The sequence below is a fragment of the Caulobacter rhizosphaerae genome, from assembly GCF_010977555.1.
Taxonomy (GTDB): domain Bacteria; phylum Pseudomonadota; class Alphaproteobacteria; order Caulobacterales; family Caulobacteraceae; genus Caulobacter; species Caulobacter rhizosphaerae.
This window is the reverse complement of the sequence record NZ_CP048815.1, coordinates 5,693,220-5,715,992: the sequence shown is the minus strand read 5'-3', so window position 1 is coordinate 5,715,992 and position 22,773 is coordinate 5,693,220. Positions and strand designations below refer to the sequence as shown.

Here is a 22,773-nt window from a genome sequence, read left to right as displayed (position 1 = left end):
AACCCCGTCATATCAACGGCCCCGCTTGGGGTCGAGGGGCGTGGGTTCGTGAAGTACATATACGCCCTTTGAAGAGTAAGAACGAAGACGGAACGGATGTCGAGTCCCCGTTAAGGTTTTTTGCGCGTGGGGGCTTACGCTGAGCGCCGCGTCGCTCTATGCGCCTGGGGGCGTGACGCGCCGGAGGCCGACCCCATGACCGACTCCACCACCACGAAGCGGGTTCTTCTGATCGTCGGGGGCGGCGTCGCCGCCTACAAGGCGCTGGAGCTGACGCGCCTGCTGCGCAAGGCCGGCGTGGCCGTGCGGCCGATCCTCACCAAGGCCGGCGCCGAATTCGTCACCGCCCTGTCGCTGTCGGCCCTGGCCGAGGACAAGGTCTATAGCGAGCTGTTCTCGCTGACCGACGAGGCGGAGATGGGCCATATCGAGCTGTCGCGCTCGGCCGACCTGGTGGTGGTGGCTCCGGCCACCGCCGACCTGATCGCCAAGGCCGCCCACGGCCTGGCCGGCGACCTGGCGTCCACCACCCTGCTGGCGACCGACAAACCCGTGCTGATGGCTCCGGCCATGAACGTGCGGATGTGGCTGCACCCGGCGACCCAGCGCAATGTCGCCACGCTGAAGGCCGACGGCGTGCAGTTCGTCGGGCCCGACGAGGGGGCCATGGCCTGCGGCGAGTTCGGCCCGGGCCGCCTGGCCGAGCCGCCCTTGATCTTCGAGGCGATCATGGCGGCCCTTGAAGGCCCCGCCGCCCAATTCTTCAAAGGCGGGCCGCTGGCCGGCAAGCACGCCCTGGTCACCGCCGGCCCGACCTTCGAGCCGATCGACCCGGTGCGGGGGATCACCAACCGCTCCAGTGGCCGCCAGGGCTACGCCATCGCCGGGGCCCTGGCCAAGCTGGGCGCGCGGGTCACCCTGGTCAGCGGCCCCGTGGCCCTGCCCACCCCGATCGGCGTGGACCGCATCGACGTCGAGACCGCCCGCGACATGCTGGCCGCCTGTCAGGCGGCCCTGCCCGCCGACGTGGGGGTGTTCGTGGCCGCGGTCGCCGACTGGCGCATCGACGAGGTGTTCGGGACCAAGCTGAAGAAGGACAAGGGCGGGCCGCCGGCCCTGACCTTCGTCGAGAACCCGGACATTCTGGCGACGCTTTCGGCCTCCGGGCCGAGGCGCCCGAAGCTGGTGATCGGCTTCGCGGCCGAGACCAACGACGTCGAGGCCCACGCCCGCGCCAAGCTGGCCCGCAAGGGCTGCGACTGGATCATCGCCAACGACGTCACCGAACCCGGCGTAATGGGCGGAGACGAGAACGCCGTCCTGCTGATCTCCAAGGACAGGACCGAACGCTGGACCCGTGCCGCCAAGGATTCGGTGGCCCGCGACCTCGCCCAACGCATAGCCCAAGACCTGACAGCGAGCCTTTCATGACCGCACCGCACATTCCCGTCGTCCAGCTGGCCCACGCCGAGGGCCTGCCCCTGCCCGCTTACGAGACCAACGGCGCGGCCGGCATGGACCTGCGGGCGGCGGTGGCCGAGGACGCGCCCCTGGTGCTGAAGCCGGGCGCGCGGTTCATGGTCCCCACGGGCCTGGCCTTTGCCGTGCCGCTGGGCTTCGAGGCCCAGGTGCGGCCGCGCTCGGGCCTGGCGGCCAAGGCCGGCGTCACCTGCCTGAACACGCCCGGCACCATCGACAGCGACTATCGCGGCGAGGTGAAGGTGATCCTGATCAACCTGGGCGAGGAGGATTTCACCATCCGCCGCGGCGACCGCATCGCCCAGCTGGTGATCGCCCCGGTGGTCCAGGCCTCGTGGGGCCTGACGACCAGCCTGGACGAGACGGCGCGCGGCGCGGGCGGCTTCGGCTCGACCGGCGGGCGCTAGGTCGCACGGCGGGGACCACGCCCGGCGTATCGGAAAATCTACCCAGGGCTGTGAAGCGCCACAGTTTCGCCCCAGCGCCGCTTTCCAGTAGCGCTTGGGGGGCGGAGCTAGGGACACACCCATGAACCGCCGGGAGATACTGACCGCCCTGCCGAGCGCGCTGGTCGCGTCGCAGGCCGCCGCCGCGACCGAAGCGCCCCGTGCGCTGTCGGCGCGCGGCGAGGCCAACCTGACCGCCTTCGCGCGCCTGCTCGCCTATGTCCGCTTCTTCCACCCGACCGACGAGGCCGCCGCGACCGACTGGAGCGCGCTGGCTGTCTCGCATGTCGAAACCGTCGAGGCGGCGCGCTCGCCGGCCGAACTGGTCGCACGGTTCGAAGCCGTCTTCCGGCCGCTCGCCCCGACCTTGAAGCTGTATGCGGCCTCGACGCCGCCCGCCGCCAGGCCGGACGCGCCGCCGGCGGCCGGAACGATGGTCATGTGGAAGCATTGGGGCGCGGCCCTGACCTCGCCTTCCACCTACCACGCCGCCCGGGTAGCGGTCGCGGACGGCCGGCCCAGGGTGCTGCCGCTGAGCCTTGGCGGCGGAGTCAGCGCCCTGATGCCGACGACGGCCAACGCCATGCCCGCCGCGTTCGAGGCCCCGACCCTGGCGGCCGCCGCGACCGCAGCCCGGGCCTATCCGGCGGACGAGCGCCGGGTGCATCTGGCGGCCGTGATCCTGGCCTGGGGCGTCCTGCACCACTTCTATCCGTACCTCGACACCGCGGGCGACTGGGATGCGGCGCTGTCCGAGGGCTTGCGAAGCGCCGCCAGGGATCCGGACGGACAGGCTTTCCGCCTGACGCTGGCCCGGATGGTCGCCACGCTCCGCGACGGCCACGGCAACGTCTATTACCGCTCGGCCGAAAAGGGGCTGCCCATTGGCTGGTCGTGGATCGAGGACCAGCTGGTGATCACCGCCCTGCCCGACGACGCCAAGGACCTGACGGTGGGCGCGGTGGTCACGCGGATCGACGGCGTCGATGTGCGCCAGCGGCTCGCGATGCTGGACCCGGAAATCTGCGCGGCCACGCCGCAGTGGCTGCGGTTCAAGTCGCTGCAGCGCCTGCAGGAGCGCCCCGACGGGACGCCCGCCGTTCTCCAGGGCGAGACGCCGGACGGACGACCGTTCACGGCGAGCCTCGCGGCGGCGCCGTGGAAGACCGTATATGCCCTGGCGTCGAAGTCGGCCGTGGCGAACTTCTCGGAGCCGAGGCCGGGCGTGGTCTATGTGGACCTGGCCCGGGTCACCGACGACGATCTCCAGACGCGGATGACTCAACTGGCGGCCGCGCGAGGGATTGTGCTCGACGACCGGGGCTATCCGTCCGGGCCGGCGAGGATGCTGCTCTACCATCTCAGCGACCGGACCTTGCATTCGCCGCGGTTCGAGAAGCCGATCGTCACCGAACCGGACGGCCGGAACGTGGTCTTCGACGGCGAAGGCAGCTGGGTGATGGCGCCGCATGAGCCGCGCTTTCCCGGGCGGCTGGTGCTGCTGACCTCCGGCGGCTCGATCAGCTACGCCGAAAGCTGGGCGGGCACGTTCGAGGGCGAGAAGCTGGGTCCGATCGTCGGCGGGCCGACGGCGGGAACCAACGGCAACATCAACCCGCTTTGGCTGCCGGGCGGCTTCCTGGTGGTGTTCACCGGCATGCGGGTTCGCAAGCAGGACGGCTCGCGCCACCACGGCGTCGGGATCATTCCGACCGTTCCTGTCGCGCAGACGCTGGCGGGCTTTCGGGCCGGCCACGACGAGGTGCTTGAGCGCGGCGCCGCCCTGGCGGCCGGAGACGCCTAATCGCTCGCGGCGACCTGGCTGGGCGCGCGGCCTTGGCCAGGATGCCCGCGCGACCTGTTGACGCGACCTGGAGCTTTCCGTCCGGACGCGGTTGATTTTTGGACGAGTGCGTCCATTTATCCCTTGCCCGGGACGAAGGTCCGATATATCGCCCCGGTCCATCGGGTTGATTTCGGGATCCTTAAGTCCATGGCCGCCGCCTCCAAGAAGAAGCTCGTTCCCCTGATCGTCGGCGGCGCGGCCGTCGTGGCGCTGGTCGTCGGCGGCGGGCTGTGGTTCGTCGACAAGCAACGCTACGAAACCACCGACAACGCCTTCGTCCAGGCCGACACCGTGCAGGTCAGCCCGCAGGTCTCCGGCTATGTCGCGCAGGTGCTGGTGGCCGACAACCAGCGTGTCGAGGCCGGCCAGATCGTCGCCCGTATCGACCCCGCGCCGCTGCAGGCCAAGCTGGACCAGGCCATCGCCAACGCCCAGGCCCTTGAGGCGGCCATCCAGAGCGTCGACGACAAGGCCGCCCTCGAGCAGGCGATGATCGCCCAGCGGGCCGCCGGCGTGGCCAGCGCCCAGGCCGACCAGGGCCGGGCCAAGGCCGATTTGATCCGCTACGACGCCCTGGCCAAGCAGGGCTGGGTCTCGACCCAGAAGGTCCAGACCACCCAGGCCAGCGCCGCCCAGTCGGCCGCCGCCGTCCAGAGCGCCCAGGCGGCCCTGGAGGCCGAGCGCCGCGCCGCCCAGTCCCTGGGCTCGGCCCGCGCCCAGACCGTGGCCCAGGCGGCCGCGGCCCGCGCCGCCGTCGAGCAGGCCCGCATCGACCTTGACCGCACCGTGATCCGCGCCCCGGTGGCCGGCGTCGTCGGCGCCCGCTCGGTGCGTCCCGGCCAGCTGGTCCAGCCGGGCGTGGCCCTGATGTCGGTCGTCCCGGTCGGCCAGGGCTATGTCGTCGCCAACTTCAAGGAGACCCAGGTGGCCCGCCTGCGCGTGGGCCAGCCGGTGGAGATCAAGGCCGACGCCTTCGGCAAGAGCGTGATCCACGGCAAGCTGGACAGCTTCGCCCCGGCCACCGGCCAGGAGTTCGCCCTGATCCCGGTCGAGAACGCCGTCGGCAACTTCACCAAGATCACCCAGCGCCTGCCGGTGAAGATCGTGGTCGACAAGTCGCCGCTGGGCTCGGCCCTGCGCCCCGGCCTGTCGGTCGACGTCAAGGTCGACGTCCGCGACCGCTCGGGCCCGACCTTCGCCGAGGCCGGCCTGCCCGGCGCGGCCCAGTACGCCCAGCAGGGCCAGGCGCGCTAGGGCGCGGTCCAGGATCGCCGCCATGACCGACGCCGCCCTCCCCGCCCAGTCCGCGCCGCCCGCCGCGAAATCGGCGGCCGAGATCGACTGGACCAAACTGCTCCTCGGCTTCGGGGCCATGGTCATCGGCCAGTTCATGGCCATCCTCGACATCCAGATCGTGGCGGCCTCGCTGCCGCAGATCCAGGCCGGGGTGGGGGCCAGCGCCGACCAGGTCAGCTGGATCCAGACCGCCTACCTGATCCCCGAGGTCGTGATGATCCCGCTGTCGGGATATCTGTCGCGGCTGTGGGGGACACAGCGCGTCTACCTGATCTCGTGTGCCGGCTTCATGGTCATGAGCGTGCTGACGGGCCTGTCCTCGTCGATCGACATGATGATCCTGACCCGGGCCCTGCAGGGCTTCATCGGCGGGGCGATGATCCCGACGGTGTTCGCCGTGGCCTTCACCGCCTTCCCGCCCGAGCGGCGGATCACGGCCAGCGTGATCATGGGCCTGATCGTCACCCTGGCCCCGACGGTGGGCCCGACCCTGGGCGGGCACCTGACCGAATGGCTCAGCTGGCGCTGGCTGTTCTTCATCAACGTGCCGACCGGCCTGGTCGTGCTGTTCGGCGTGGCCCGCTGGGGCCAGTTCGACAAGGGCGACCCCAGCCTCGCCAAGGGCTTCGACTGGTTCGGCCTGGCGGTGATGGCCACCTTCCTGATGAGCATGCAGTTCGTGCTGGAGGAGGGCTCCAAGGACGGCTGGTTCGAGGACAGCGGCATCCTGGGCCTGACCGTGCTGGCCTGCGTCACCGGCGCGGTCTTCATCTGGCGCTCGCTCAGCTATCGCAACCCGATCGTCGAGCTGCGGGCCTTCGCCAACCGCAACTTCAGCGTCGGCGTGGCCATGACCGCCGTGTCGGGGGCCAGCCTGTTCGGCGGCACCTTCCTGCTGCCGCAGTTCCTGGGCCGGGTGCGGCACTATTCGGCCTCCGAGGTCGGCACCACCATGGTGGTCTCGGGCCTGTCGATGTTCGCCACCGGGCCGATCGCCGGCCGGCTGGTGCGCCAGATGGATCCGCGCATCCCGATGTGCATCGGCTTCACGCTGGCGGGCTTCGGCATGTACATGGCCCATGGCGTGACCAAGGACTGGGGTTTCTGGGAGTTCGCCGGAGTCCAGGCCTGCCGCGGCGTGGGGGTGATGATCGCCATGATCGCCACCCAGCAGGTGACGATGAGCACCCTGCCCCCGCACATGGTCAAGAACGCCTCGGGCCTTGTGAACCTGGCGCGCAACACCGGCGGCGCGATCGGCCTGGCCCTGCTGGCCACGACGATCACCAACCAGACGGCGCTGTACTACATGGGCCTGTCCGACGAGCTGGGTCAGGGCGACGCCCGGATCGCCGGCATGATGGCGGGCCTGGCCGCGCGCATGCAGCAGCTGGGGGTCTCCGATCCAGACGGCGCGGCGCGCAAGGCCATCGGCGGCATGCTCAGCCAGCAGGCCACGGTGCTGGCCTTCGGCGACAGCTTCACCCTGCTGGCCTATGGCTGCTTCGCCGCCGCCGTCGTCTCGCTGCTGGCCAAGCCGGCCAAGAACGCCCCTCCCCCGCCTTCGGACGCGCACTGATGCCTAGAGTCGCCCATGCCTAGAGTTGCAGGACAGATCGACGTCGCCAAGACCGAAGCCATCCTCGACGCCGCCGTCGAGGTGATCGGCCAACGCGGCCTGGGCGCGCCGATGGAGGCCATCGCCCGGCAGGCGGGCGTCTCCAAGCAGACCGTCTACAACCACTACGGCTCCAAGGCCGAGCTGGTCCGGGCCCTGATGGCCCGGCGCGTGGCGGCGATCACCGCCCCGCTGCGGGAATCCGGCGCGATCGACAATCCTGGCGAGGCGCTGGAGGCCTATGCCCGCTCGATGCTGGAGACGGTGACCACCACCAAGAGCTATTCGATCCTGCGGGTGATCATCCAGGGCGCCGGCGAAATGCCCGACGTGGCCCAGGAGGTGTTCGAGGCCGGGCCGCGCCAGGCGCGCCGCCAGCTGGCCGCCTTCCTGGAGGTGGAAACCCAGCTCGGCCGCCTGAAGGTCGAGGACTTCGATCAGGCGGCCGAGTTCTTCTCGGGCATGGTCATGGGCCACAGCCAGCTGCGGTCCCTGCTGCGCCTGCCGTCCGACAAGACGGCGGCGGAGTTCGACGGCGTCGCCCGAGAAGCCGCCCAGCGCTTCATGCGGGCCTACGCGCCGTAGAGGTTGCTAGGCCTCCGCCTCGTCGGGCATGCCCATCATGTGGAAGCCCGCGTCGACGTGGACCACCTCGCCGGTGGTCGAGCGGCCCAGGTCCGAGGCCAGCCACAGGGCGGCGCCGGCGACGCCCTCCATCGAGGTGTCCTCCTTCATGGCGCTGAAGGCCCGACCCTGGGCGATCATGCCCCGGCCGCCCGAAATGCCGGCCAGCGACAGGGTGCGCATGGCGCCCGCCGAGATGGCGTTGACGCGGATGCCCTTGGGACCCAGGTCGCGGGCGATGTAGCGGGTCGCCGCTTCCAGGGCGGCCTTAGCCACGCCCATGGTGTTGTAGTTCGGGATGGTCCGCTCGGAGCCCAGATAGGTCATGGTGACCATCGAGCCGCCGTTCGGCATGATCCGCGACGCGCGCTTGGCGACATCGACGAAGCTGAAGGCCGAGATGTTCAGGGCCGTCAGGAAGCCTTCGCGAGTGGTGTTCTCGACGAACGACCCCTTCAGCTCGTTCTTGTTGGCGAAGGCCACCGAGTGGATCACGAAGTCCAGCGTGCCGAACTTGGCCTCGATGGCGGCGAAGGCCGCGTCCATCGAGGCGTCGTCGGTGACGTCGGCCGGGATCATGGTGGTGACGCCGATGCTCTCGGCCAGCGGCCGCACGCGCCGCTCCAGGTCCTCGCCCTGATAGGTGAACGCCATCTCGGCGCCCTGGGCGGCGAGCTGCGAAGCGATGCCCCAGGCGATGGAGTTGTGGTTGGCCACGCCCATGACGAGGCCCTTCTTGCCCCGCATCAGCTCGCCCTTGGGGAATGCGTAATCGTCGGCCATGGCTTGGCTCTCCTGGAATCCTTGAGCGCTAGCTAGCAGGAGGAGTCCTCCTGCGGAACCCTTCAGACGGCATCGATGTCGAAGCCGGCGGGCGGCAAGCCCGCCTGGGCGCGGGCGTGGAGGGTCTCGAAAGCCGCCTCCAGCCGCCGGGCGAAGACGGCGGGATCGAACACCGGTCCGCTCCGCACCGCCCTGCCCAACCTGGCCTTCAACGCTTCCAGCGCTGACGGGTCCCCGGCCAGCCGCACCGCGGCGGCGACATAGGACTCGACGTCGTCGGCGACGAGTTCGGGCAGGTCCAGGGCGGTCAGCAGGCTGGCGGCCACCCGGCTGGCGAAGCTTCGCCCCGGCGCGGTGAGGATCGGAACCCCCATGCGCAGGGCGTCGCTGGCCGTGGTGTGGGCGCCGTAGGGCCAGGTGTCGAGCATCAGGTCGGCCTGGGTCTGGCGGGCCAGGTGCTCGGCGTGCGACGCGGGTGCGGCGAACACCAGGCGGTCGGGATCGATTCCGGCCGCCCGCGCATGGGACCGCAGGTTGGCCGCCGCCCCCGGAGAGCCCTCGTAGAGCCACAGGACCGATCCCGGCGCGGCCCGCAGCACCGCCGTCCAGGCGGCGAAGACCTCGGGCGTGATCTTGGCCGGATTGTTCAGGCAGGCGAAGACGAAGACCCCGTCCGGCAGGCCGGCGTCCGCGCGCGTCGGCCTCGCCGCAAAGGACGTCAGGCCGTCGTTGGGCTGATAGAGCGGCAGGCGGACCACCGCCTCGCTCCAGTCCGCCTCGGCGCCCGGCGGCGACACCACGGGGTCGGCGATCACATAGTCGGCATAGGGCGCGGCGAGGGTTCCCGGATAGCCCAGCCAGCTGACCTGCACCGGCGCGGCCCGATGGGCCAGGATCCCGGGCCGGCCGTCCTGGGTATGGCCCTTCAGGTCCACCACGATGTCCACGCCCAGGTCACGGGCCAGGGCCGCGACGGCGGCGTCCGACAGGCGGCGCACGTCGATCCGCCGCTCGAACGCCGCGTCGATCCGCTCACGCAGGGCGCCGCCCAGGTCGGGGCCATAGGACAGGGCCAGGATCTCGAACCGCTTGCGGTCGTGGGTCTCCAGCAGGCCGGCCATCAGCCGGGCCGTGGCGTGGTCGTGCAGGTCGGCCGACAGATAGGCGACGCGGATTCGCTCACCCGGGGGACGCGGCGGCCAGACCGGCGCGGGCGCGGGAGGCGGCGCAGCCAGGCCGGCGGCGAGGCGATGCAATGCGGGGTCGTCGAAGGCGGACAGGGACGCGAACGGGGCCATGGCGGGGCGGCCGGCCTCGAGCTCGTCTCGTATGGCCGCCAGCAGGGTCGCGTCGTCGCGCCAGTCGCAGACCTGGCGGCGGGCGTGCAGCAGGTCGCCCAGCGCGCGGGGGCGGCGGGGATCGCGGGCGACGACCCGCTCCAGGTCCCGCGCCGCCTCGACGGGGCGGCCCAGCAGCATCAGCAGGCCCGCGCGGTTGGCCAGGGCCTGCGGGTGGTCCGGAACGGCGGCGCAGGCCTGGTCGTGGGCGGCCAGGGCTTGCTCGAACCGTCCCAGGTCCGACAGCGCCACGCCACGATTGCACAGGGCGTCGACGAAGCCGGGCGAAGCGGCCAGGGCCTTGTCATAGGTCGCCAGCGCCTCGGCGGGACGGCCCAGGCGGCGCAGGGCCACCCCCCGGGCGTTCAGCACTGTCGCATTGTCCGGATCGCGAGCCAGGGCCGCCTCGCTGGCCGCCAGGACCTCATCGTCGCGGCCCAGCGCGACCAGGGCGGCGGCCCGGGCCGACAGCACCCCGGCGCGGACCGGATCCAGCCCCAGGGCCCGGTCCAGGGCGGCCAGGGCCGAGGCCGCGTCGCCCAGGGCCAGGCGCGCCGCGCCCAGCAGGTGCCAGGCTTCGACGGAGCCCGGATCGTCGGCCGCCACCCGCTCGCACAGAGCGGCGGCCTCGGCCATGCGGCCGTCGCGATAGAGGTCGTAGGCCTGGCGGGCGGTCATCGGGGGGGCCGGAAACCCGCCGCCGGATCAGTCGGCCTTGCTGAAGATCAGCGTGCCGTTGGTGCCGCCGAACCCGAAGCTGTTAGACATCACCGTGGTCAGCGGCTTGTCCGAGCGCTCCAGCAGGATCGGCAGGTCGGCGAACTCCGGATCGAGGTTTTCGATATTGGCGCTCTGGGCGGCGAAGCCGTTGTCGAGCATCAGGATCGAATAGATCGCCTCCTGCGCCCCGGCCGCGCCCAGGCTGTGGCCGGTCAGCGACTTGGTCGAGGAGATCAGCGGGGCCTTGTCGCCGAACACGTCGCGGACCGCGCCCATCTCCTTGCTGTCGCCCACCGGCGTGGAGGTGCCGTGCGGGTTCAGGTAGTCGATGGTCCGGCCGCCGGCCTCGGCCATGGCGATCTTCATGCAGCGCGCCGCGCCCTCGCCCGACGGGGCGACCATGTCGTAGCCGTCGGAATTGGCCGCGTAGCCCACGACTTCGCCATAGATCTTGGCCCCGCGCGCCTTGGCGTGCTCGTACTCTTCCAGCACCACGATGCCGGCCCCGCCGGCGATCACGAAGCCGTCGCGGTCCTTGTCATAGGCGCGGCTGGCCACGGCAGGCCGGTCGTTGAAGTTGCTGCTCATCGCGCCCATGGCGTCGAACAGGTTGGACAGGGTCCAGTCCAGCTCCTCGCAGCCGCCGGCGAAGACGATGTCCTGCTTGCCCATCTGGATCTGCTCGGCGCCCGCGCCGATGCAGTGGGCGCTGGTCGCGCAGGCCGAGCTGATCGAATAGTTGATCCCGCGGATCTTGAACCAGGTCGACAGCACCGCCGACGGGCCCGAGCTCATGGCCTTGGGCACGGCGAACGGGCCGATGCGCTTGGGGCCTTTTTCCTTGGTGGTGGCGGCGGCCTCGACGATCACCCGGGTGGACGGGCCGCCCGAGCCGACGATCAGGCCGGTGCGCTCGTTGGAGATCTCGGCCTCTTGCAGGCCGGCGTCGGCGATCGCCTGTTCCATGGCGATATGCGCATAGGCCGTGCCGGGCGCCAGGAAGCGCGCGGCGCGGCGATCGACCAGGGCTTCCCAGCTGTCGAGCTTGACCGTGGCGTGGACCTGGCAGCGGAAGCCCAGCTCCGCATAGTCCGGCGCGGAGACCACCCCCGACTTGGCTTCACGCAGTGAGGCGAGCACCTCATTGGCGTTGTTGCCGATGGACGAGACGATCCCCAGTCCGGTGACGACGACGCGACGCATGAACAATCCTCTTTTCTTCCCCGTGGTCCAGAAGGGGCGGCTCTGGACGGCCGCCCTACAGGTGGATCAAGACGCCATTTGGTCCGCGGTGAACAGACCGACCTTCAGGTCCTTGGCCTCGTAGATGGGCTTTCCGTCGGCCTCCACCACGCCGTCGGCGATGCCCATGACCAGCTTGCGCATGATCACGCGCTTGAGATCGATCTTGTAAGTGACCTTCTTGACGTCCGGCGTGACCTGGCCGGTGAACTTCACCTCGCCCACGCCCAGGGCGCGGCCGCGGCCGGGACCGCCTGACCAGCCCAGGAAGAAGCCGACCAGCTGCCACATGGCGTCCAGGCCCAGGCACCCCGGCATGACCGGGTCGCCGATGAAGTGGCAGGCGAAGAACCAAAGGTCCGGATTGATGTCGAACTCGGCCTCGACATAGCCCTTGCCGTACTTGCCGCCCTCGGACTCGATGCGGACGATGCGGTCGAACATCAGCATCGGCGGCGCCGGCAGCTGGGCGTTGCCGGGGCCGAACAGCTCGCCGCGACCACAGGCCAGGAGTTCGTCGAAGGTGTAGGAACTTTGTTGCATGGCCTCGCCCTAGCACGGCGGCGGGCCGCGCCTCAATGTTACTTTCAGTAACGCCTGTGAACGCCCGGCGCTCCGGCGGCGCGAAAATGCGCCTATTCCTTGCACTGGACCTGGGGCGCGGCGCCCCAGATCTCGGCCTCCGGAGCCCAGCCTGACTCGCCGCCCGCCTTCAGCTTGCACCAGCCCTTTTCGCAACGGTCGAGATTGGCGGTCGAACGGCCCGCCAGATAGGCCTCGACCCGGGCGCTGGCCTTGGGCTGGGCGCGGAGCGGCAGGGGGCTGGCCTGCACCCGCATGGCGGTGCGGCGGCCGTCGGTGGTGCGCTTGTGCACCCAGGCCAGGTTGCCCTCGGGATCGCAGATCCTGCGCCACTCGCGGGTTTCGGCCACCACCTGCACCGGCAGGCCCTTGACCTTGTAGATCCACAGCAGGCGGTGCGCCTCGTCGGGCCCGACCCGGGCGTTCACCTCGCCGTACTTCAGCGACACGTAGCGCGGCACCTCCATGCCGGACGGCGTGACTTTCGGGGCCTGGGCCCAGGCCCCGCCGCCCAGGCTCACCGAGCCGAGCGCGACCAGGGCCAGGGCGCCGAGCGAACGATGTTTGCGATTCCTCGGCATGTTGCTTGGCCCCATGGGGCCCCTTTGCTACAGATTTCGAACACCCGCCTGGGAAACACCCAATTGCGGAAGGCTTTTCGAACCGCTCATGTCAGCTCGCAAGCTCAAAGTGATCGTCACCCGCAAACTCCCCGATCCGGTGGAGACGCGGATGTGCGAGCTGTTCGACACCCAGTTGAACGTCACCGACAAACCCTTGACGGCCGATGAACTGGTCGAGGCCATGAACCAGGCCGACGTGCTGGTGCCGACCATCACCGACCGCATTGACGGACGACTTCTGTCGCGATCCGGCGACCGGCTCAAGCTGATCGCCAATTTCGGGGCCGGGGTGGACAATATCGACGTCGCCACCGCCAACGCCCGGGGCATCATCGTCACCAACACGCCCGGCGTGCTGACCGAGGACACCGCCGACCTGACCATGACCCTGATCATGGCCGCCTCGCGCCGGGTGGTCGAAGGCGCCGAGGTGGTCAAGGCCGGCGGCTTCCACGGCTGGTCGCCGACCTGGATGCTGGGCCGCCGCCTGTGGGGCAAGCGCCTGGGGATCATCGGCATGGGCCGGATCGGCCAGGCCGTGGCCCGCCGCGCCAAGGCCTTCGGCATGCAGGTGCACTACCACAACCGCAAGCCCGTCAGCCCGCGCATCGCCGAAGAGGTCGGGGCCACCTACTGGGAAAGCCTGGACCAGATGCTGGCCCGCATGGACATCATCTCGGTCAACTGCCCGCACACCCCGGCCACCTACCACCTGCTGTCGGCCCGCCGGCTCAAGCTGCTGCGGCCGCAGAGCATCATCGTCAACACCGCCCGCGGCGAGGTGATCGACGAAGGCGCGCTGGCCAACATGCTGGCCCGCGGCGAGATCGCCGGCGCCGGCCTGGACGTCTACGAGCACGAGCCGGCCATCAACCCCAAGCTCCTGAAGCTGCCCAACGTCGTGCTCCTGCCCCACATGGGCTCGGCCACCGTCGAGGGCCGCATCGACATGGGCGAGAAGGTCATCGTCAACGTGAAGACCTTCATGGACGGCCACCGGCCGCCGGACCGGGTGATCCCGTCGATGCTGTGACTGGAGCTTGACCTTTCGGTCCTGAGACTCTTCTTTCGCTGAAGTTGAGTTGGGGGACTGATCATGATTTCCAGACGCCATGTCCTGGCGGGCGCGACGGCGTCGCCCTTGGCGGCCATGGCGGGCGGCGCATCCGCCCAGGCCGTCACATCACCCACCCTCGACGAGATTCTGACGCCGCCCACCCTGCTGGGCGCGGCCCTTTCGCCGGACGGTCGCCAACTCGCCTCGTTGCGGATGGAGCGCAAGGGCGAGCTGATGAAGGCCTACGTGCTGCTGCAGTCCGCCGACCGGCCCCGCGATCCGCCGACGGTCGTGCTGATCGGCGACTACGACGTTCAGCAGCTGGAATGGGCCAATGACGAACGTCTGCTGATCTGGATCTTCATTCACAAGAATCCCGACGGCACGCCGACCGGCCAACGTTATGGCGACCTGCTCTTCCCTTCGCCCCAGATCCGGGTCCTGTCCATCAGCCTGGATGGCGCGGAGACCGCCATCCTGTTCGGCAGCGAGGGCGGGCCCGTGTCCCGAGCGGCCGATCTGGGCTCCATCGTCGATCTGCTGGTCGATGACCCCAAGAACGTGCTGATGCAGGCCTGGGACTACGACAAGGGCTGCCTGCTGCTGTTCAAGGTGAACATCTATACCGGCGAGGCGACCTTCTTCGAGCGCGGCGCGCAGCAGACCTATGGTTGGCGCACCCAGAACGGCCAGCCGGTCATCCGCCTCGACAGCAACCGGCGGGGCACCGTCGTCTGGATCTACACCCGGCCGCCGGGTCAAACCGCTTGGACCCTGTACCGCAAGCTGCGCCGCAACGAGCTGGAGCAGATCTCCGACTTCAACGTAGTGGGCGCCACGGCGGAGGCCGGCGTGATGCTGGTGACGACCCAGCACGAGCGCGGCGGCGACCGGGTCCTGCAGCGCTTCGACCTTCAGACCCTGAAGTTGGCCGAGGTGATGGCGTCACGGGTCGATCGCGACATCGACAGCGTGGTGATGGATGAACGCGGCGGCCTGCTGGCCGCCAGCTTCGTGGAGGATCGTGAAGACTACATCTTCTTCGACCAGACCCTGAAGGCGCACTATCGGGGCCTGCAATCCTACTTCAAGAACGACGTCAATCTGAGCTTCGTCGACGCCAGCCTCGACCACAGCCGCTTCGTCGTCGGCGCCAGCAGTCCTACCCTGGCCGGTTCGCTGTGGCTGTACGACAAGCCTTCCGGCGCCCTGACCCCGCTGGGCGAGACGCGGCCCTGGCTTTCCGGCCGCCTGGCGCCGACCTCGATCCTCAAGCTCAAGAGCCGCGACGGGCTGGACCTGACCGCCTACCTGACCACCCCGATCGGCGCGGTGGCCGGACCCCGTCCCCTGGTGATCTTCCCGCACGGCGGCCCGGAGGCGCGCGACGCCTATGGGTTCGACCAGTTCGTCCAGGCCTTCGCGGCCAAGGGCTGGTACGTGCTGCAGGTCAATTTCCGGGGCTCCTCCGGCTACGGCAAGGCCTTCGCCGACGCCGGGCGCAAGCGCTGGGGCACGGAAATGCAGAACGACATCGAGGACGCCTTGGCCGCCGTCACCGCCAGAGGCGGAATCGATCCACGCCGCATCGCCATCTGCGGGGCCAGTTATGGCGGCTACGCGGCGTTGATGGGTGCGGTGAAGACCCCGAAGGTCTATCGCGCCGTGGTCTCGATCGCGGGAGTCAGCGACCTGCCCGCGATGGTGGCCTACACCAAGCGTGAGGACGGCGGCGACTCCCCGGCCTACACCTATGTGCTGGAGACGATCGGCGACCCCGTCGCCGACAAGACCCTGCTGGAACAGAGCTCGCCCGCCTTCCGCGCCAAGGAAATCATCGCGCCGGTGATGCTGATCCACGGCGTGCACGACGACGTCGTGCCGATCGAACAGTCCAACCGCATGGCCAAGGCCCTGAAGGCGGCGGGCAACCCCGCCAAGCGGCTGGACATCAAATGGGTGGGGCACCGCGGCTGGGACGTCTTCACGACCAAGACCATCCTCAATGCGGCGATCACCCACATCGAGACCGCTTTCACCGCGCCTCTCGCCTAGCCGCCGCAGCTCGGGCACGCCGGGTCCGCGCCGATCCGCACCGTGCGGGTTTCCGCCGCCAGGGCGTCGTAGATCAGCAGGCGGCCGGCCAGGGTATGGCCGGCGCCGGTGATGACCTTCACTGTCTCCAAGGCCATCAACGACCCGATCACCCCGGCCAGGGCCCCGACCACCCCGACCATCGCGCAGGTCTCGGCGTCGGGCGGGATCTCGGGCACCAGGCAGCGGTAGCACGGCCGTCCCTGGAACACCCCGACCTGGCCGGTCCAGCGGCCCAGGGCGCCGCTGACCAGGGTCTTGCTCTCCGCCAGGCAGGCGTCGCTGACCGCGAAGCGGGTGGCGAAGTCGTCCGTGCCGTCCAGCACCAGGTCATACCGGGACACCACCGCCCGAGCATTGGCCTCACCCAGCCATACCGGATGGGTTTCGACGGTCAGGTGCGGATTGAGGGCCGTTAGATGTTCGGCCGCCGCCTCGACCTTGGGTCGGCCCGTGTCGGCGGTGGCGAACAGCACCTGGCGCTGCAGGTTGGACAGCGACACCGTGTCGGCGTCGACCAGGCCGAGGGTCCCGACCCCGGCGGCGGCCAGATAGAGGGCGGCGGGCGCGCCCAACCCCCCGGCCCCGACCACCAGCACGCGCGCCGCCTTCAGCTTCTGCTGACCCGGGCCGCCGATCTCGCGCAGCACCAGGTGGCGGGCGTAGCGTTCGACCTCGGCGTCGGAAAAACTCATGGCGCTTGACCCTCGTGCCCGGCCTCGCCACATGCGAAGCCATGCAAAGCTCGACTTCCTTCCCCGACTGGCACGGCACCACCATTCTGGCGGTGCGCAAGAACGGACAGACCGTGATCGCCGGCGACGGACAGGTCTCCATGGGCCCAACCGTCGTCAAGGGCAACGCCCGCAAGGTGCGCCGCCTGGCCGGCGGCAAGGTGGTGGCCGGCTTCGCCGGGGCCACGGCCGACGCCTTCACCCTAATCGAGCGGCTGGAAGCCAAGCTCGAGCAGTATCCCGACCAGCTGGCCCGCGCCTGCGTCGACCTGGCCAAGGACTGGCGCACCGATCGCTACCTGCGCCGGCTGGAAGCCATGCTGCTGGTGGCCGACGCGACCTCGATCTACACGGTCACCGGCGTCGGCGACGTGCTGGAGCCGGGCGAGAGCGCCGGCGGCGGCTCGGTGGCGGCCATCGGCTCGGGCGGCAACTACGCCCTGGCGGCGGCCAAGGCCCTGATCGACCAGGACCTGACGGCCGAGGAGATCGCCCGCCGCGCCATGGCCATCGCCGCCGAGATCTGCGTCTACACCAACGGCAACCTGACGGTCGAAAGCCTCTGATCGGCGCGGTTACGCGGAATTCACGAGCCAGCGGCGCCGCCAGGCGCTTAGCTCCGGCGCGGGAGGCTTCACCATGCTCAAGACCGCTCTGATCGCCTGCGCCCTGCTGGCCGCCGCGCCCGCCTGGGCGGCGACGCCCTCGCCCGCCGAGATCGAAAGGGCCGAGCGCGCCTTCGCGGCCGACGGCCTGGCCCTGGGCGTGCGGGACTCGTTCCTCAAGCACATGGCCGACGACGCTATCGTCTTCCGGCCGGGACCGGTCAGCGCCAAGGCGCTCTACGAGAAGCGGCCGTCCAGCAAGGCCGTCCGCCTGGAATGGTGGCCGCAGAAGGTGGTGATCGCCCGCTCCGGGGACCTGGGCCTGTCGGTGGGTCCGGCGGCGGTCAACGGCCAGCGCGGCGGCTACTACGCCACGATCTGGCGCAAGGCCGCCGACGGCCGGTGGAAGTGGATCTATGACGGCGGGGCCGAGGCCGACGGGGCCAAAGCACCGGGCCAGGACACACCGGCCATCCATGGCCCGATCGCCAGGACCGGCGCGAAATCCCCGGCGGCCGGTTTCGACGCCGCCCGTCTTGCCGAAACCGCTCTGGCCAAGGCCGCTGAAAACAATGCGCCCAACGCCTATCGCACGGCCCTGCCCGCCGACGCCTGGCTGCTAGGCCCAGAAGGAACCGCAGGCCTGGCCCCCGACGCCCTGGCCGAGCGCATCGACGCCCGGCCGGAGCGCATGATCCTGACCCTGCGCGGCGGCGGCGCTTCGGCGGCCGGCGACCTGGTCTGGACCCACGGCGAGGCCGGCTGGGTCGATCACCAGGAAATCATCCGGCACGCGCACTATATGCATGTCTGGCAAAGGCGCGCCGAAGGGTGGCGTCTGATCTTCGAGACCCTGAACACGGACACATGACCGAATTCTCTCCCCGCGAAATCGTCTCCGAACTGGACCGCTACATCGTCGGCCATACCGACGCGAAGAAGGCCGTCGCCGTGGCCCTGCGCAACCGCTGGCGCCGCCGCCGCGTGCCGGCTGACCTCCGCGACGAGGTCACCCCCAAGAACATCCTGCTGATCGGCCCCACGGGCGTGGGCAAGACCGAGATCGCCCGCCGCCTGGCCAAGCTGGCCCAGGCGCCATTCCTGAAGGTGGAGGCCACCAAGTTCACCGAGGTCGGCTATGTCGGCCGCGACGTCGACCAGATCGTCCGCGACCTGGTGGAGAGCGCCCTGGCCATGGTTCGCGACAAGCGCCGCGCCGGGGTCAAGGCCAAGGCCGAGGCGGCCGCCGAGGAGCGGATCCTCGACGCCCTGACCGGCCCCGGTTCGACCGCGGCCCGTGACAGCTTCCGCAAGAAGCTGCGGGCCGGCGAGCTGGACGACAAGGAGGTCGAGCTGCAGCTGGCCGACACCGGCGGCGGCGGCATGTTCGAGATCCCCGGCCAGCCGGGCGCCTCGGTGCTGAACCTGTCGGAGATGATGAAGTCGTTCGGCGGCGGCCGCACCAAGACCCACAAGACCACCGTGGTCGGCGCCTGGGCCCCGCTGATCGCCGAAGAGAGCGACAAGCTGCTGGACCAGGAGGCCCTGACCCAGGAGGCCCTGGAGCTGGCCGAGAACCATGGCATCGTCTTCCTGGACGAGATCGACAAGGTCGCGTCCTCCAGCCAGCGCGGGGGCGCTGACGTCTCGCGCGAAGGCGTGCAGCGCGACCTGCTGCCGCTGATCGAGGGCACCACGGTCTCGACCAAGTACGGGCCGGTCAAGACCGACCATATCCTGTTCATCGCCTCGGGCGCCTTCCACGTGGCCAAGCCGTCCGACCTGCTGCCCGAGCTGCAGGGCCGCCTGCCGATCCGCGTGGAGCTGAAGGGCCTGAGCCGCGACGACCTGCGCCGCATCCTCACCGAGCCGGAAGCCAACCTGATCCGCCAGCACCAGGCCCTGCTGCTGACCGAGGGCGTCACCCTGGTGTTCAGCGAAGAGGCCATCGACGCCGTCGCCGACGCGGCCGTGGCGGTCAACGCCTCAGTCGAGAACATCGGCGCCCGCCGCCTGCAGACCATCCTGGAAAAGGTGGTCGAGGAGATCAGCTTCACGGCCGCCGACCGTTCCGGCGAAACCGTAACGGTCGACGCCGACTACGTGAAAAGCCGCATCGGCGCGCTAGCGGCCGACGCGGACCTGAGCCGGTTCATCCTCTAGCCGAAGGCCTTCTGGTCCGCCTCGACCTGGCGCGCGGCCGTTTTGGCGTGGTCGCGCAGCCAGTCGGCCGGCTGGCTGGCGAAATGAGCCTGGAGCGCGGCGACCCGGTCCAGGTCGCCGGCGTGGCACGCGGCGATCTCCCGGCCCATGGCGGCCAGCATGTCCCGCGACAGCAGGCCGTCGATCGAGTCCTTGGCCTCGATCTTGCGGCTGTTGGGCGACAGGCGGCGCACCACCAGGCCGTCGGCGACGCGGTAATGCGGATCGACGGCCCGGAACCGGCCCTGGGCGATCTCGCCCGCCCGGATCGACGGGTCGCCGCCGTGCCGCAGCGCCCAGGCCGAGACGACCACCGCCTTGACCTCGCGCAACACCGGACCGCCCCGCCACTCGGTCCGGGCCACGAACCGCGGCCGGCCCAGGCTGCCGACCCCCGCCGTGCGGGGGAAGGTCTCGAAGGCGGCGGCGGGGTCCGGCAGGGCCGCGGCCAGGGCGGCGCGGTAGCGCGGCGGGATCGGCCGCGACGGCGGCGCGGCGAACTTGGCCCAATAGGCGACGCGGTCGGGCTCGGGCAGCACCACCGCCTTGCGCAGCCCCTTGTGGTCGCGCTCCAGGACGAACGGCTGCGGCGCGGCCAGGCCGGCGGCGTAGCCCTCGAGGATCGCCTCGCAGATCTCCCGCGCCCCGACCACCTCGTCCTGGCGGGCCAGCAGGGCGCTGGCGGCCAGGCGCACCAGGTCCAGCGGATAGGGCATGACCGCCGCGTCGTCGAAGTCGTTGGCGCCCCAGACCAGCCGCCCCTCGGCGTCGCGCCAGCAGCCGAAGTTCTCGACATGGGTGTCGCCGATCGCCAGGACCTTCGGCGCCGAGGCCAGGTCCGGACAGACCTCCAGGACCGTCTCGGCCCAGCGCCAGTAGGTCGCTCGCAGGAAGGGGAAAGGGCCGTCCCGCATCCTGTCGTGCTTCTCGGCCAGGTCGGCCTCGACCAACTCGCCGCCCAGCGCCGCGGCCAGCCACGCCTCATAGGCCTTGGCCGAAGCCTTGATCGAGGCGGTCATGGCCTTGTTCCCCTAGACGACGACCAGACCGGCCGCAGTCCAAGACTAGGCGCTGAAATCGCTGGCCGGAAGCCGGGCGCCGGCCTGCACCGCTTCCATGCCCAGCATCGCCGCTTTGCGGCCCAGGCCCCAGTGGTAGCCCGTCAGCCGGCCGTCCCGGGCGATGGCCCGGTGGCAAGGGATCAGCAGCGAGATCGGATTGGCCCCGATCGCCCCGCCGGTGGCCTGGTAGGCGCGCGGGCTGCCGGCCCAGGCGGCGATCTCGCCGTAGGTGCTGGTCCGGCCCGGCGGGATGCGCAGCAAGGCCTTCCAGACCTGGACGTTGAACGGCGAGCCGATCAGCACCACCGGCAGGGGTTGCTCGCCGCCGGCGAAGGCGTGGAGGGCCGTGCGGATCGCCGCCTCGTCGTCGCGACGCCAGTCGGCCGCGGGGAAGCGTCGGTGCATGTCGTCGAACGTCGCCTCGTCGTCGCCATCGGAGAAGGCCAGGCCCGCCAGGCCGCGCGGGGCCATGACGAACAGGCCCTTGCCGTAGGGCGTGGGGGCCCAGCCCCAGGTCAGGCTGATCCCCTCCCCCCGCCGGCGCACGTCGCCGGGCGTGACCGCCTCCTGGGCGATGAACAGGTCGTGCAGGCGCGAGGGCCCCGACAGGCCGGCGTCATAGGCCGCGTCGAGCACGCTGGCCCCTTCCTCCAGCGACTTGCGGGCCTCGGCATGGGCGATGGCGGCGACGAAGGTCTTGGGGCTGACGCCGGCCCAGCGGCTGAACACCCGCTGGAAGTGGAACGGCGACAGGCCGACGGCCTGGGCGGCCTCGTCCAGCGACGGCCGCTCCTGCCAGCGGTCGGCCAGCCAGGCCAGGGCCTTGGCCATGCGGTCGTAATCGGCCGACCGCTCGGTCAGGTGGGCGAAGGCTTGCGAAGGGGAGATGTCGAGAGCCATGGAGAGGAAGATAATGCTGCGACCGGCGTTCGTCCGCCCGGTTCTTGCGCCTTCCGCCGAGATACCGTCCTCGTCCTTCGACAAGCTCAGGATGAGGACGACGGATAGACCGGTTCAGTAGAAAACCTCATCCTGAGCCTGTCGAAGGGCGAGGTTTTCGGCCCCTCACGCGTGCCGTTCGGACCGCGCTCGAAGGATCGCCCGCTCCAGCGCCCGGGCGAAATCCACCCGCTCGGGCGGGCTGAGCGCCCGGCCCAGGGTCAGGCGTTTGCGCGACATCATCAGCCGCACCCGGGTCTCGTGCTCGCCGGGCTGGTCGACGCCCACCCGGGTGAAGGCGGTCGGCGAGGTCCAGATCACCCGCGCGCCCTTCTCGTCCTCGCGGCTGACCGTCACCGCCTCGGCCGTGACCCGGATCCGTTCGGCCCGTTCGGCGGCCCGGAAGCTGGCGCGTAGGGCAAGCCATACCGCCAGGACGTCCAGCCCCAGGAACGGCAGGACCGGCGGGGCGCCCAGCACCAGCAGGAACACCGCGACCATCAGGTTGAAGGCGATCATCACCCCCAGAACGACATGCAGGCCGCGTCGGCTCATCGAGCGGTTCGGCTTGATCACGGCGTCCATGTACAGCGGCAGGGCCATACTCTGATTTAGGCCCGGCGGAGCGCTCTGGCGAGGCCCGGCTTGGCGAACCTGGCGCATCACGGCATGGTCGCCGCCCATGGCCCTCCCCGCGCGCAAGCCCTCCAAGCCCCTCGCCAAGAAGCGTCCCGCCGCCAAGCGGGTCTCGCCGGCCGAGCGCGAGCGGATCGAGGTGCTGTTCTCGCGATTCGAGAGCCTGGAGGACCATCCCAAGACCGAGCTCCACTATTCCAACCCCTACACCCTGGTGACGGCGGTGGCCCTGTCGGCCCAGGCGACCGACGTTCAGGTCAACAAGGCCACGGGACCCCTGTTCCAGGTCGCCGACAGCGCCGCCAAGATGCTGGAACTGGGGGAAGAGGGGCTGATCCCATACATCGCCTCGATCGGCCTCTACCGGACCAAGGCGAAGAACGTGATCGCCGCGGCCAGGATCCTGGTCGAGCGCCATGGCGGCGAGGTGCCGCTGAATCGTGCGGCGCTGGAAAGCCTGCCCGGCGTGGGCCGCAAGACCGCCAGCGTGGTCCTGAACGAGCTGGATATCGAGCCTGCCATCGCGGTCGACACCCACGTGTTCCGCGTCTCGCACCGTCTGAAGCTGTCGGCCGGCAAGACGCCGGACGCGGTCGAGGACGACCTGATGCGGATCGTGCCCGACCGCTACAAGACCCGCGCGCACCACTGGCTGATCCTGCACGGGCGCTATGTCTGCGTGGCGCGGCGGCCCAAGTGCGAGATCTGCCGGATCGCGGACCTGTGTCCGTCGCGGGAGCTGTTTGTCGGGGCTTAAACCCTCCCCCTGTGGGGGAGGCGATCGCGAAGCGGTCGGTGGGGGAGTCTTAGGGTCGCCGATCCAGGATCTGGCGACCTGCCGATCAATCC

General features: G+C 70.3%; 21 protein-coding genes. 12 read left to right on the top strand and 9 right to left on the bottom strand.

The annotated features are described in order from the left end of the window. The first annotated feature begins 195 nt into the window (after nt 1-195). From coaBC to G3M57_RS26110, 6 genes are all read left to right on the top strand, one after another. On the top strand, nt 196-1,431 hold the full coding sequence (gene coaBC / locus G3M57_RS26135) for a bifunctional phosphopantothenoylcysteine decarboxylase/phosphopantothenate--cysteine ligase CoaBC (RefSeq protein ID WP_163233596.1): 1,236 nt from the start codon (nt 196-198) through the stop codon (nt 1,429-1,431). After that, entirely contained in the window at nt 1,428-1,886 is a 459-nt protein-coding gene (dut, locus tag G3M57_RS26130; protein WP_035081192.1) for a dUTP diphosphatase, read from the top strand. The genes coaBC and dut overlap by 4 nt, the downstream gene beginning before the upstream one ends. Nucleotides 1,887-2,007: 121 nt before the next feature. Then, nucleotides 2,008-3,729 carry a S41 family peptidase gene (locus G3M57_RS26125; RefSeq protein WP_163233595.1) on the top strand — a complete coding sequence of 574 codons (1,722 nt, stop codon included), beginning with the start codon at nt 2,008-2,010 and terminating at the stop codon, nt 3,727-3,729. A gap of 189 nt (nt 3,730-3,918) precedes the next feature. Next, nucleotides 3,919-5,025: an HlyD family secretion protein gene (locus tag G3M57_RS26120; RefSeq protein WP_163233594.1), complete on the top strand. Its 1,107-nt coding sequence runs from the start codon at nt 3,919-3,921 to the stop codon at nt 5,023-5,025. A gap of 22 nt (nt 5,026-5,047) precedes the next feature. Continuing rightward, complete coding sequence (locus tag G3M57_RS26115) at nt 5,048-6,646, top strand: DHA2 family efflux MFS transporter permease subunit (RefSeq protein WP_163233593.1); 1,599 nt, start codon at nt 5,048-5,050, stop codon at nt 6,644-6,646. A 15-nt stretch (nt 6,647-6,661) separates the two neighbouring features. Then, nucleotides 6,662-7,270: a TetR/AcrR family transcriptional regulator gene (locus tag G3M57_RS26110; protein WP_056759839.1), complete on the top strand. Its 609-nt coding sequence runs from the start codon at nt 6,662-6,664 to the stop codon at nt 7,268-7,270. 6 nt (nt 7,271-7,276) lie between these two features. Here G3M57_RS26110 and G3M57_RS26105 read toward each other — a convergent pair whose 3' ends face one another. The 5 genes from G3M57_RS26105 to G3M57_RS26085 all read right to left on the bottom strand — a co-directional run bounded on the left by G3M57_RS26105 (nt 7,277) and on the right by G3M57_RS26085 (nt 12,554). Continuing rightward, complete coding sequence (locus G3M57_RS26105) at nt 7,277-8,092, bottom strand: enoyl-ACP reductase FabI (protein ID WP_019848730.1); 816 nt, start codon at nt 8,090-8,092, stop codon at nt 7,277-7,279. A 62-nt stretch (nt 8,093-8,154) separates the two neighbouring features. Next, nucleotides 8,155-10,107, bottom strand: a complete 1,953-nt coding sequence (locus G3M57_RS26100) for an O-linked N-acetylglucosamine transferase, SPINDLY family protein (protein WP_163233592.1) — start codon at nt 10,105-10,107, stop codon at nt 8,155-8,157. 27 nt (nt 10,108-10,134) lie between these two features. Further along, nucleotides 10,135-11,352 carry a beta-ketoacyl-ACP synthase I gene (gene fabB / locus G3M57_RS26095; protein WP_163233591.1) on the bottom strand — a complete coding sequence of 406 codons (1,218 nt, stop codon included), beginning with the start codon at nt 11,350-11,352 and terminating at the stop codon, nt 10,135-10,137. Between the two features lie 66 nt (nt 11,353-11,418). Further along, nucleotides 11,419-11,934 carry a 3-hydroxyacyl-[acyl-carrier-protein] dehydratase FabA gene (gene fabA / locus G3M57_RS26090; RefSeq protein ID WP_056759841.1) on the bottom strand — a complete coding sequence of 172 codons (516 nt, stop codon included), beginning with the start codon at nt 11,932-11,934 and terminating at the stop codon, nt 11,419-11,421. A 92-nt stretch (nt 11,935-12,026) separates the two neighbouring features. Beyond that, entirely contained in the window at nt 12,027-12,554 is a 528-nt protein-coding gene (locus G3M57_RS26085) for an SH3 domain-containing protein (protein ID WP_163233590.1), read from the bottom strand. Nucleotides 12,555-12,642: 88 nt separating this feature from the next. Here G3M57_RS26085 and G3M57_RS26080 point away from each other — a divergent pair, with 88 nt between their 5' ends. Both G3M57_RS26080 and G3M57_RS26075 read left to right on the top strand, forming a co-directional pair. After that, on the top strand, nt 12,643-13,629 hold the full coding sequence (locus G3M57_RS26080; protein ID WP_029589390.1) for a 2-hydroxyacid dehydrogenase: 987 nt from the start codon (nt 12,643-12,645) through the stop codon (nt 13,627-13,629). 63 nt (nt 13,630-13,692) lie between these two features. Then, complete coding sequence (locus G3M57_RS26075) at nt 13,693-15,708, top strand: alpha/beta hydrolase family protein (RefSeq protein WP_082564694.1); 2,016 nt, start codon at nt 13,693-13,695, stop codon at nt 15,706-15,708. Here the strand turns inward: G3M57_RS26075 and G3M57_RS26070 are convergent. After that, the gene (locus tag G3M57_RS26070) at nt 15,705-16,442 is read right to left on the bottom strand and encodes a HesA/MoeB/ThiF family protein (RefSeq protein WP_163233589.1); all 738 of its coding nucleotides are present in this window, start codon (nt 16,440-16,442) and stop codon (nt 15,705-15,707) included. The genes G3M57_RS26075 and G3M57_RS26070 overlap by 4 nt on opposite strands. A 5-nt stretch (nt 16,443-16,447) precedes the next feature. Between G3M57_RS26070 and hslV the strand changes: the two genes are divergently transcribed. The 3 genes from hslV to hslU all read left to right on the top strand — a co-directional run bounded on the left by hslV (nt 16,448) and on the right by hslU (nt 19,249). Next, on the top strand, nt 16,448-17,047 hold the full coding sequence (hslV, locus tag G3M57_RS26065) for an ATP-dependent protease subunit HslV (protein WP_162251678.1): 600 nt from the start codon (nt 16,448-16,450) through the stop codon (nt 17,045-17,047). A 73-nt stretch (nt 17,048-17,120) separates the two neighbouring features. Then, entirely contained in the window at nt 17,121-17,957 is an 837-nt protein-coding gene (locus G3M57_RS26060) for a Cif family virulence factor (RefSeq protein ID WP_163233588.1), read from the top strand. After that, nucleotides 17,954-19,249 (top strand): ATP-dependent protease ATPase subunit HslU, encoded by a 1,296-nt coding sequence (gene hslU, locus G3M57_RS26055; RefSeq protein ID WP_056759858.1) that lies wholly within the window; start codon nt 17,954-17,956, stop codon nt 19,247-19,249. Before G3M57_RS26060 ends, hslU begins: the two co-directional genes overlap by 4 nt. On the opposite strand, the gene G3M57_RS26050 is transcribed toward hslU, so the two are convergent. From G3M57_RS26050 to G3M57_RS26040, 3 genes are all read right to left on the bottom strand, one after another. Continuing rightward, on the bottom strand, nt 19,246-20,307 hold the full coding sequence (locus G3M57_RS26050; protein ID WP_163233587.1) for a DUF2252 family protein: 1,062 nt from the start codon (nt 20,305-20,307) through the stop codon (nt 19,246-19,248). The two genes, hslU and G3M57_RS26050, sit on opposite strands and share 4 nt — an antisense overlap. Before the next feature lie 45 nt (nt 20,308-20,352). Then, nucleotides 20,353-21,249, bottom strand: a complete 897-nt coding sequence (locus tag G3M57_RS26045; protein ID WP_056759862.1) for a methylated-DNA--[protein]-cysteine S-methyltransferase — start codon at nt 21,247-21,249, stop codon at nt 20,353-20,355. Between the two features lie 165 nt (nt 21,250-21,414). Then, complete coding sequence (locus G3M57_RS26040) at nt 21,415-21,891, bottom strand: DUF2244 domain-containing protein (RefSeq protein ID WP_163233586.1); 477 nt, start codon at nt 21,889-21,891, stop codon at nt 21,415-21,417. 79 nt (nt 21,892-21,970) lie between these two features. Between G3M57_RS26040 and nth the strand changes: the two genes are divergently transcribed. Beyond that, nucleotides 21,971-22,681, top strand: a complete 711-nt coding sequence (nth, locus tag G3M57_RS26035; protein ID WP_163233585.1) for an endonuclease III — start codon at nt 21,971-21,973, stop codon at nt 22,679-22,681. Nucleotides 22,682-22,773: the final 92 nt, after the last annotated feature.

What these genes read in the sequence shown, in the direction of transcription:
- coaBC (WP_163233596.1), top strand. Translation starts at nt 196, where the DNA reads ATGACCGACTCCACCACCACGAAGCGGGTTCTTCTGATCGTCGGGGGC.
- G3M57_RS26060 (WP_163233588.1), top strand. Translation starts at nt 17,121, where the DNA reads ATGCTCAAGACCGCTCTGATCGCCTGCGCCCTGCTGGCCGCCGCGCCC.
- G3M57_RS26100 (WP_163233592.1), bottom strand. Translation starts at nt 10,107, where the DNA reads ATGACCGCCCGCCAGGCCTACGACCTCTATCGCGACGGCCGCATGGCC.
- fabA (WP_056759841.1), bottom strand. Translation starts at nt 11,934, where the DNA reads ATGCAACAAAGTTCCTACACCTTCGACGAACTCCTGGCCTGTGGTCGC.
- G3M57_RS26080 (WP_029589390.1), top strand. Translation starts at nt 12,643, where the DNA reads ATGTCAGCTCGCAAGCTCAAAGTGATCGTCACCCGCAAACTCCCCGAT.
- G3M57_RS26040 (WP_163233586.1), bottom strand. Translation starts at nt 21,891, where the DNA reads ATGGCCCTGCCGCTGTACATGGACGCCGTGATCAAGCCGAACCGCTCG.
- G3M57_RS26105 (WP_019848730.1), bottom strand. Translation starts at nt 8,092, where the DNA reads ATGGCCGACGATTACGCATTCCCCAAGGGCGAGCTGATGCGGGGCAAG.
- dut (WP_035081192.1), top strand. Translation starts at nt 1,428, where the DNA reads ATGACCGCACCGCACATTCCCGTCGTCCAGCTGGCCCACGCCGAGGGC.
- G3M57_RS26125 (WP_163233595.1), top strand. Translation starts at nt 2,008, where the DNA reads ATGAACCGCCGGGAGATACTGACCGCCCTGCCGAGCGCGCTGGTCGCG.
- hslU (WP_056759858.1), top strand. Translation starts at nt 17,954, where the DNA reads ATGACCGAATTCTCTCCCCGCGAAATCGTCTCCGAACTGGACCGCTAC.
- G3M57_RS26085 (WP_163233590.1), bottom strand. Translation starts at nt 12,554, where the DNA reads ATGCCGAGGAATCGCAAACATCGTTCGCTCGGCGCCCTGGCCCTGGTC.
- fabB (WP_163233591.1), bottom strand. Translation starts at nt 11,352, where the DNA reads ATGCGTCGCGTCGTCGTCACCGGACTGGGGATCGTCTCGTCCATCGGC.
- G3M57_RS26070 (WP_163233589.1), bottom strand. Translation starts at nt 16,442, where the DNA reads ATGAGTTTTTCCGACGCCGAGGTCGAACGCTACGCCCGCCACCTGGTG.
- G3M57_RS26120 (WP_163233594.1), top strand. Translation starts at nt 3,919, where the DNA reads ATGGCCGCCGCCTCCAAGAAGAAGCTCGTTCCCCTGATCGTCGGCGGC.
- G3M57_RS26050 (WP_163233587.1), bottom strand. Translation starts at nt 20,307, where the DNA reads ATGACCGCCTCGATCAAGGCTTCGGCCAAGGCCTATGAGGCGTGGCTG.
- nth (WP_163233585.1), top strand. Translation starts at nt 21,971, where the DNA reads ATGGCCCTCCCCGCGCGCAAGCCCTCCAAGCCCCTCGCCAAGAAGCGT.
- G3M57_RS26115 (WP_163233593.1), top strand. Translation starts at nt 5,048, where the DNA reads ATGACCGACGCCGCCCTCCCCGCCCAGTCCGCGCCGCCCGCCGCGAAA.
- G3M57_RS26045 (WP_056759862.1), bottom strand. Translation starts at nt 21,249, where the DNA reads ATGGCTCTCGACATCTCCCCTTCGCAAGCCTTCGCCCACCTGACCGAG.
- G3M57_RS26110 (WP_056759839.1), top strand. Translation starts at nt 6,662, where the DNA reads ATGCCTAGAGTTGCAGGACAGATCGACGTCGCCAAGACCGAAGCCATC.
- G3M57_RS26075 (WP_082564694.1), top strand. Translation starts at nt 13,693, where the DNA reads ATGATTTCCAGACGCCATGTCCTGGCGGGCGCGACGGCGTCGCCCTTG.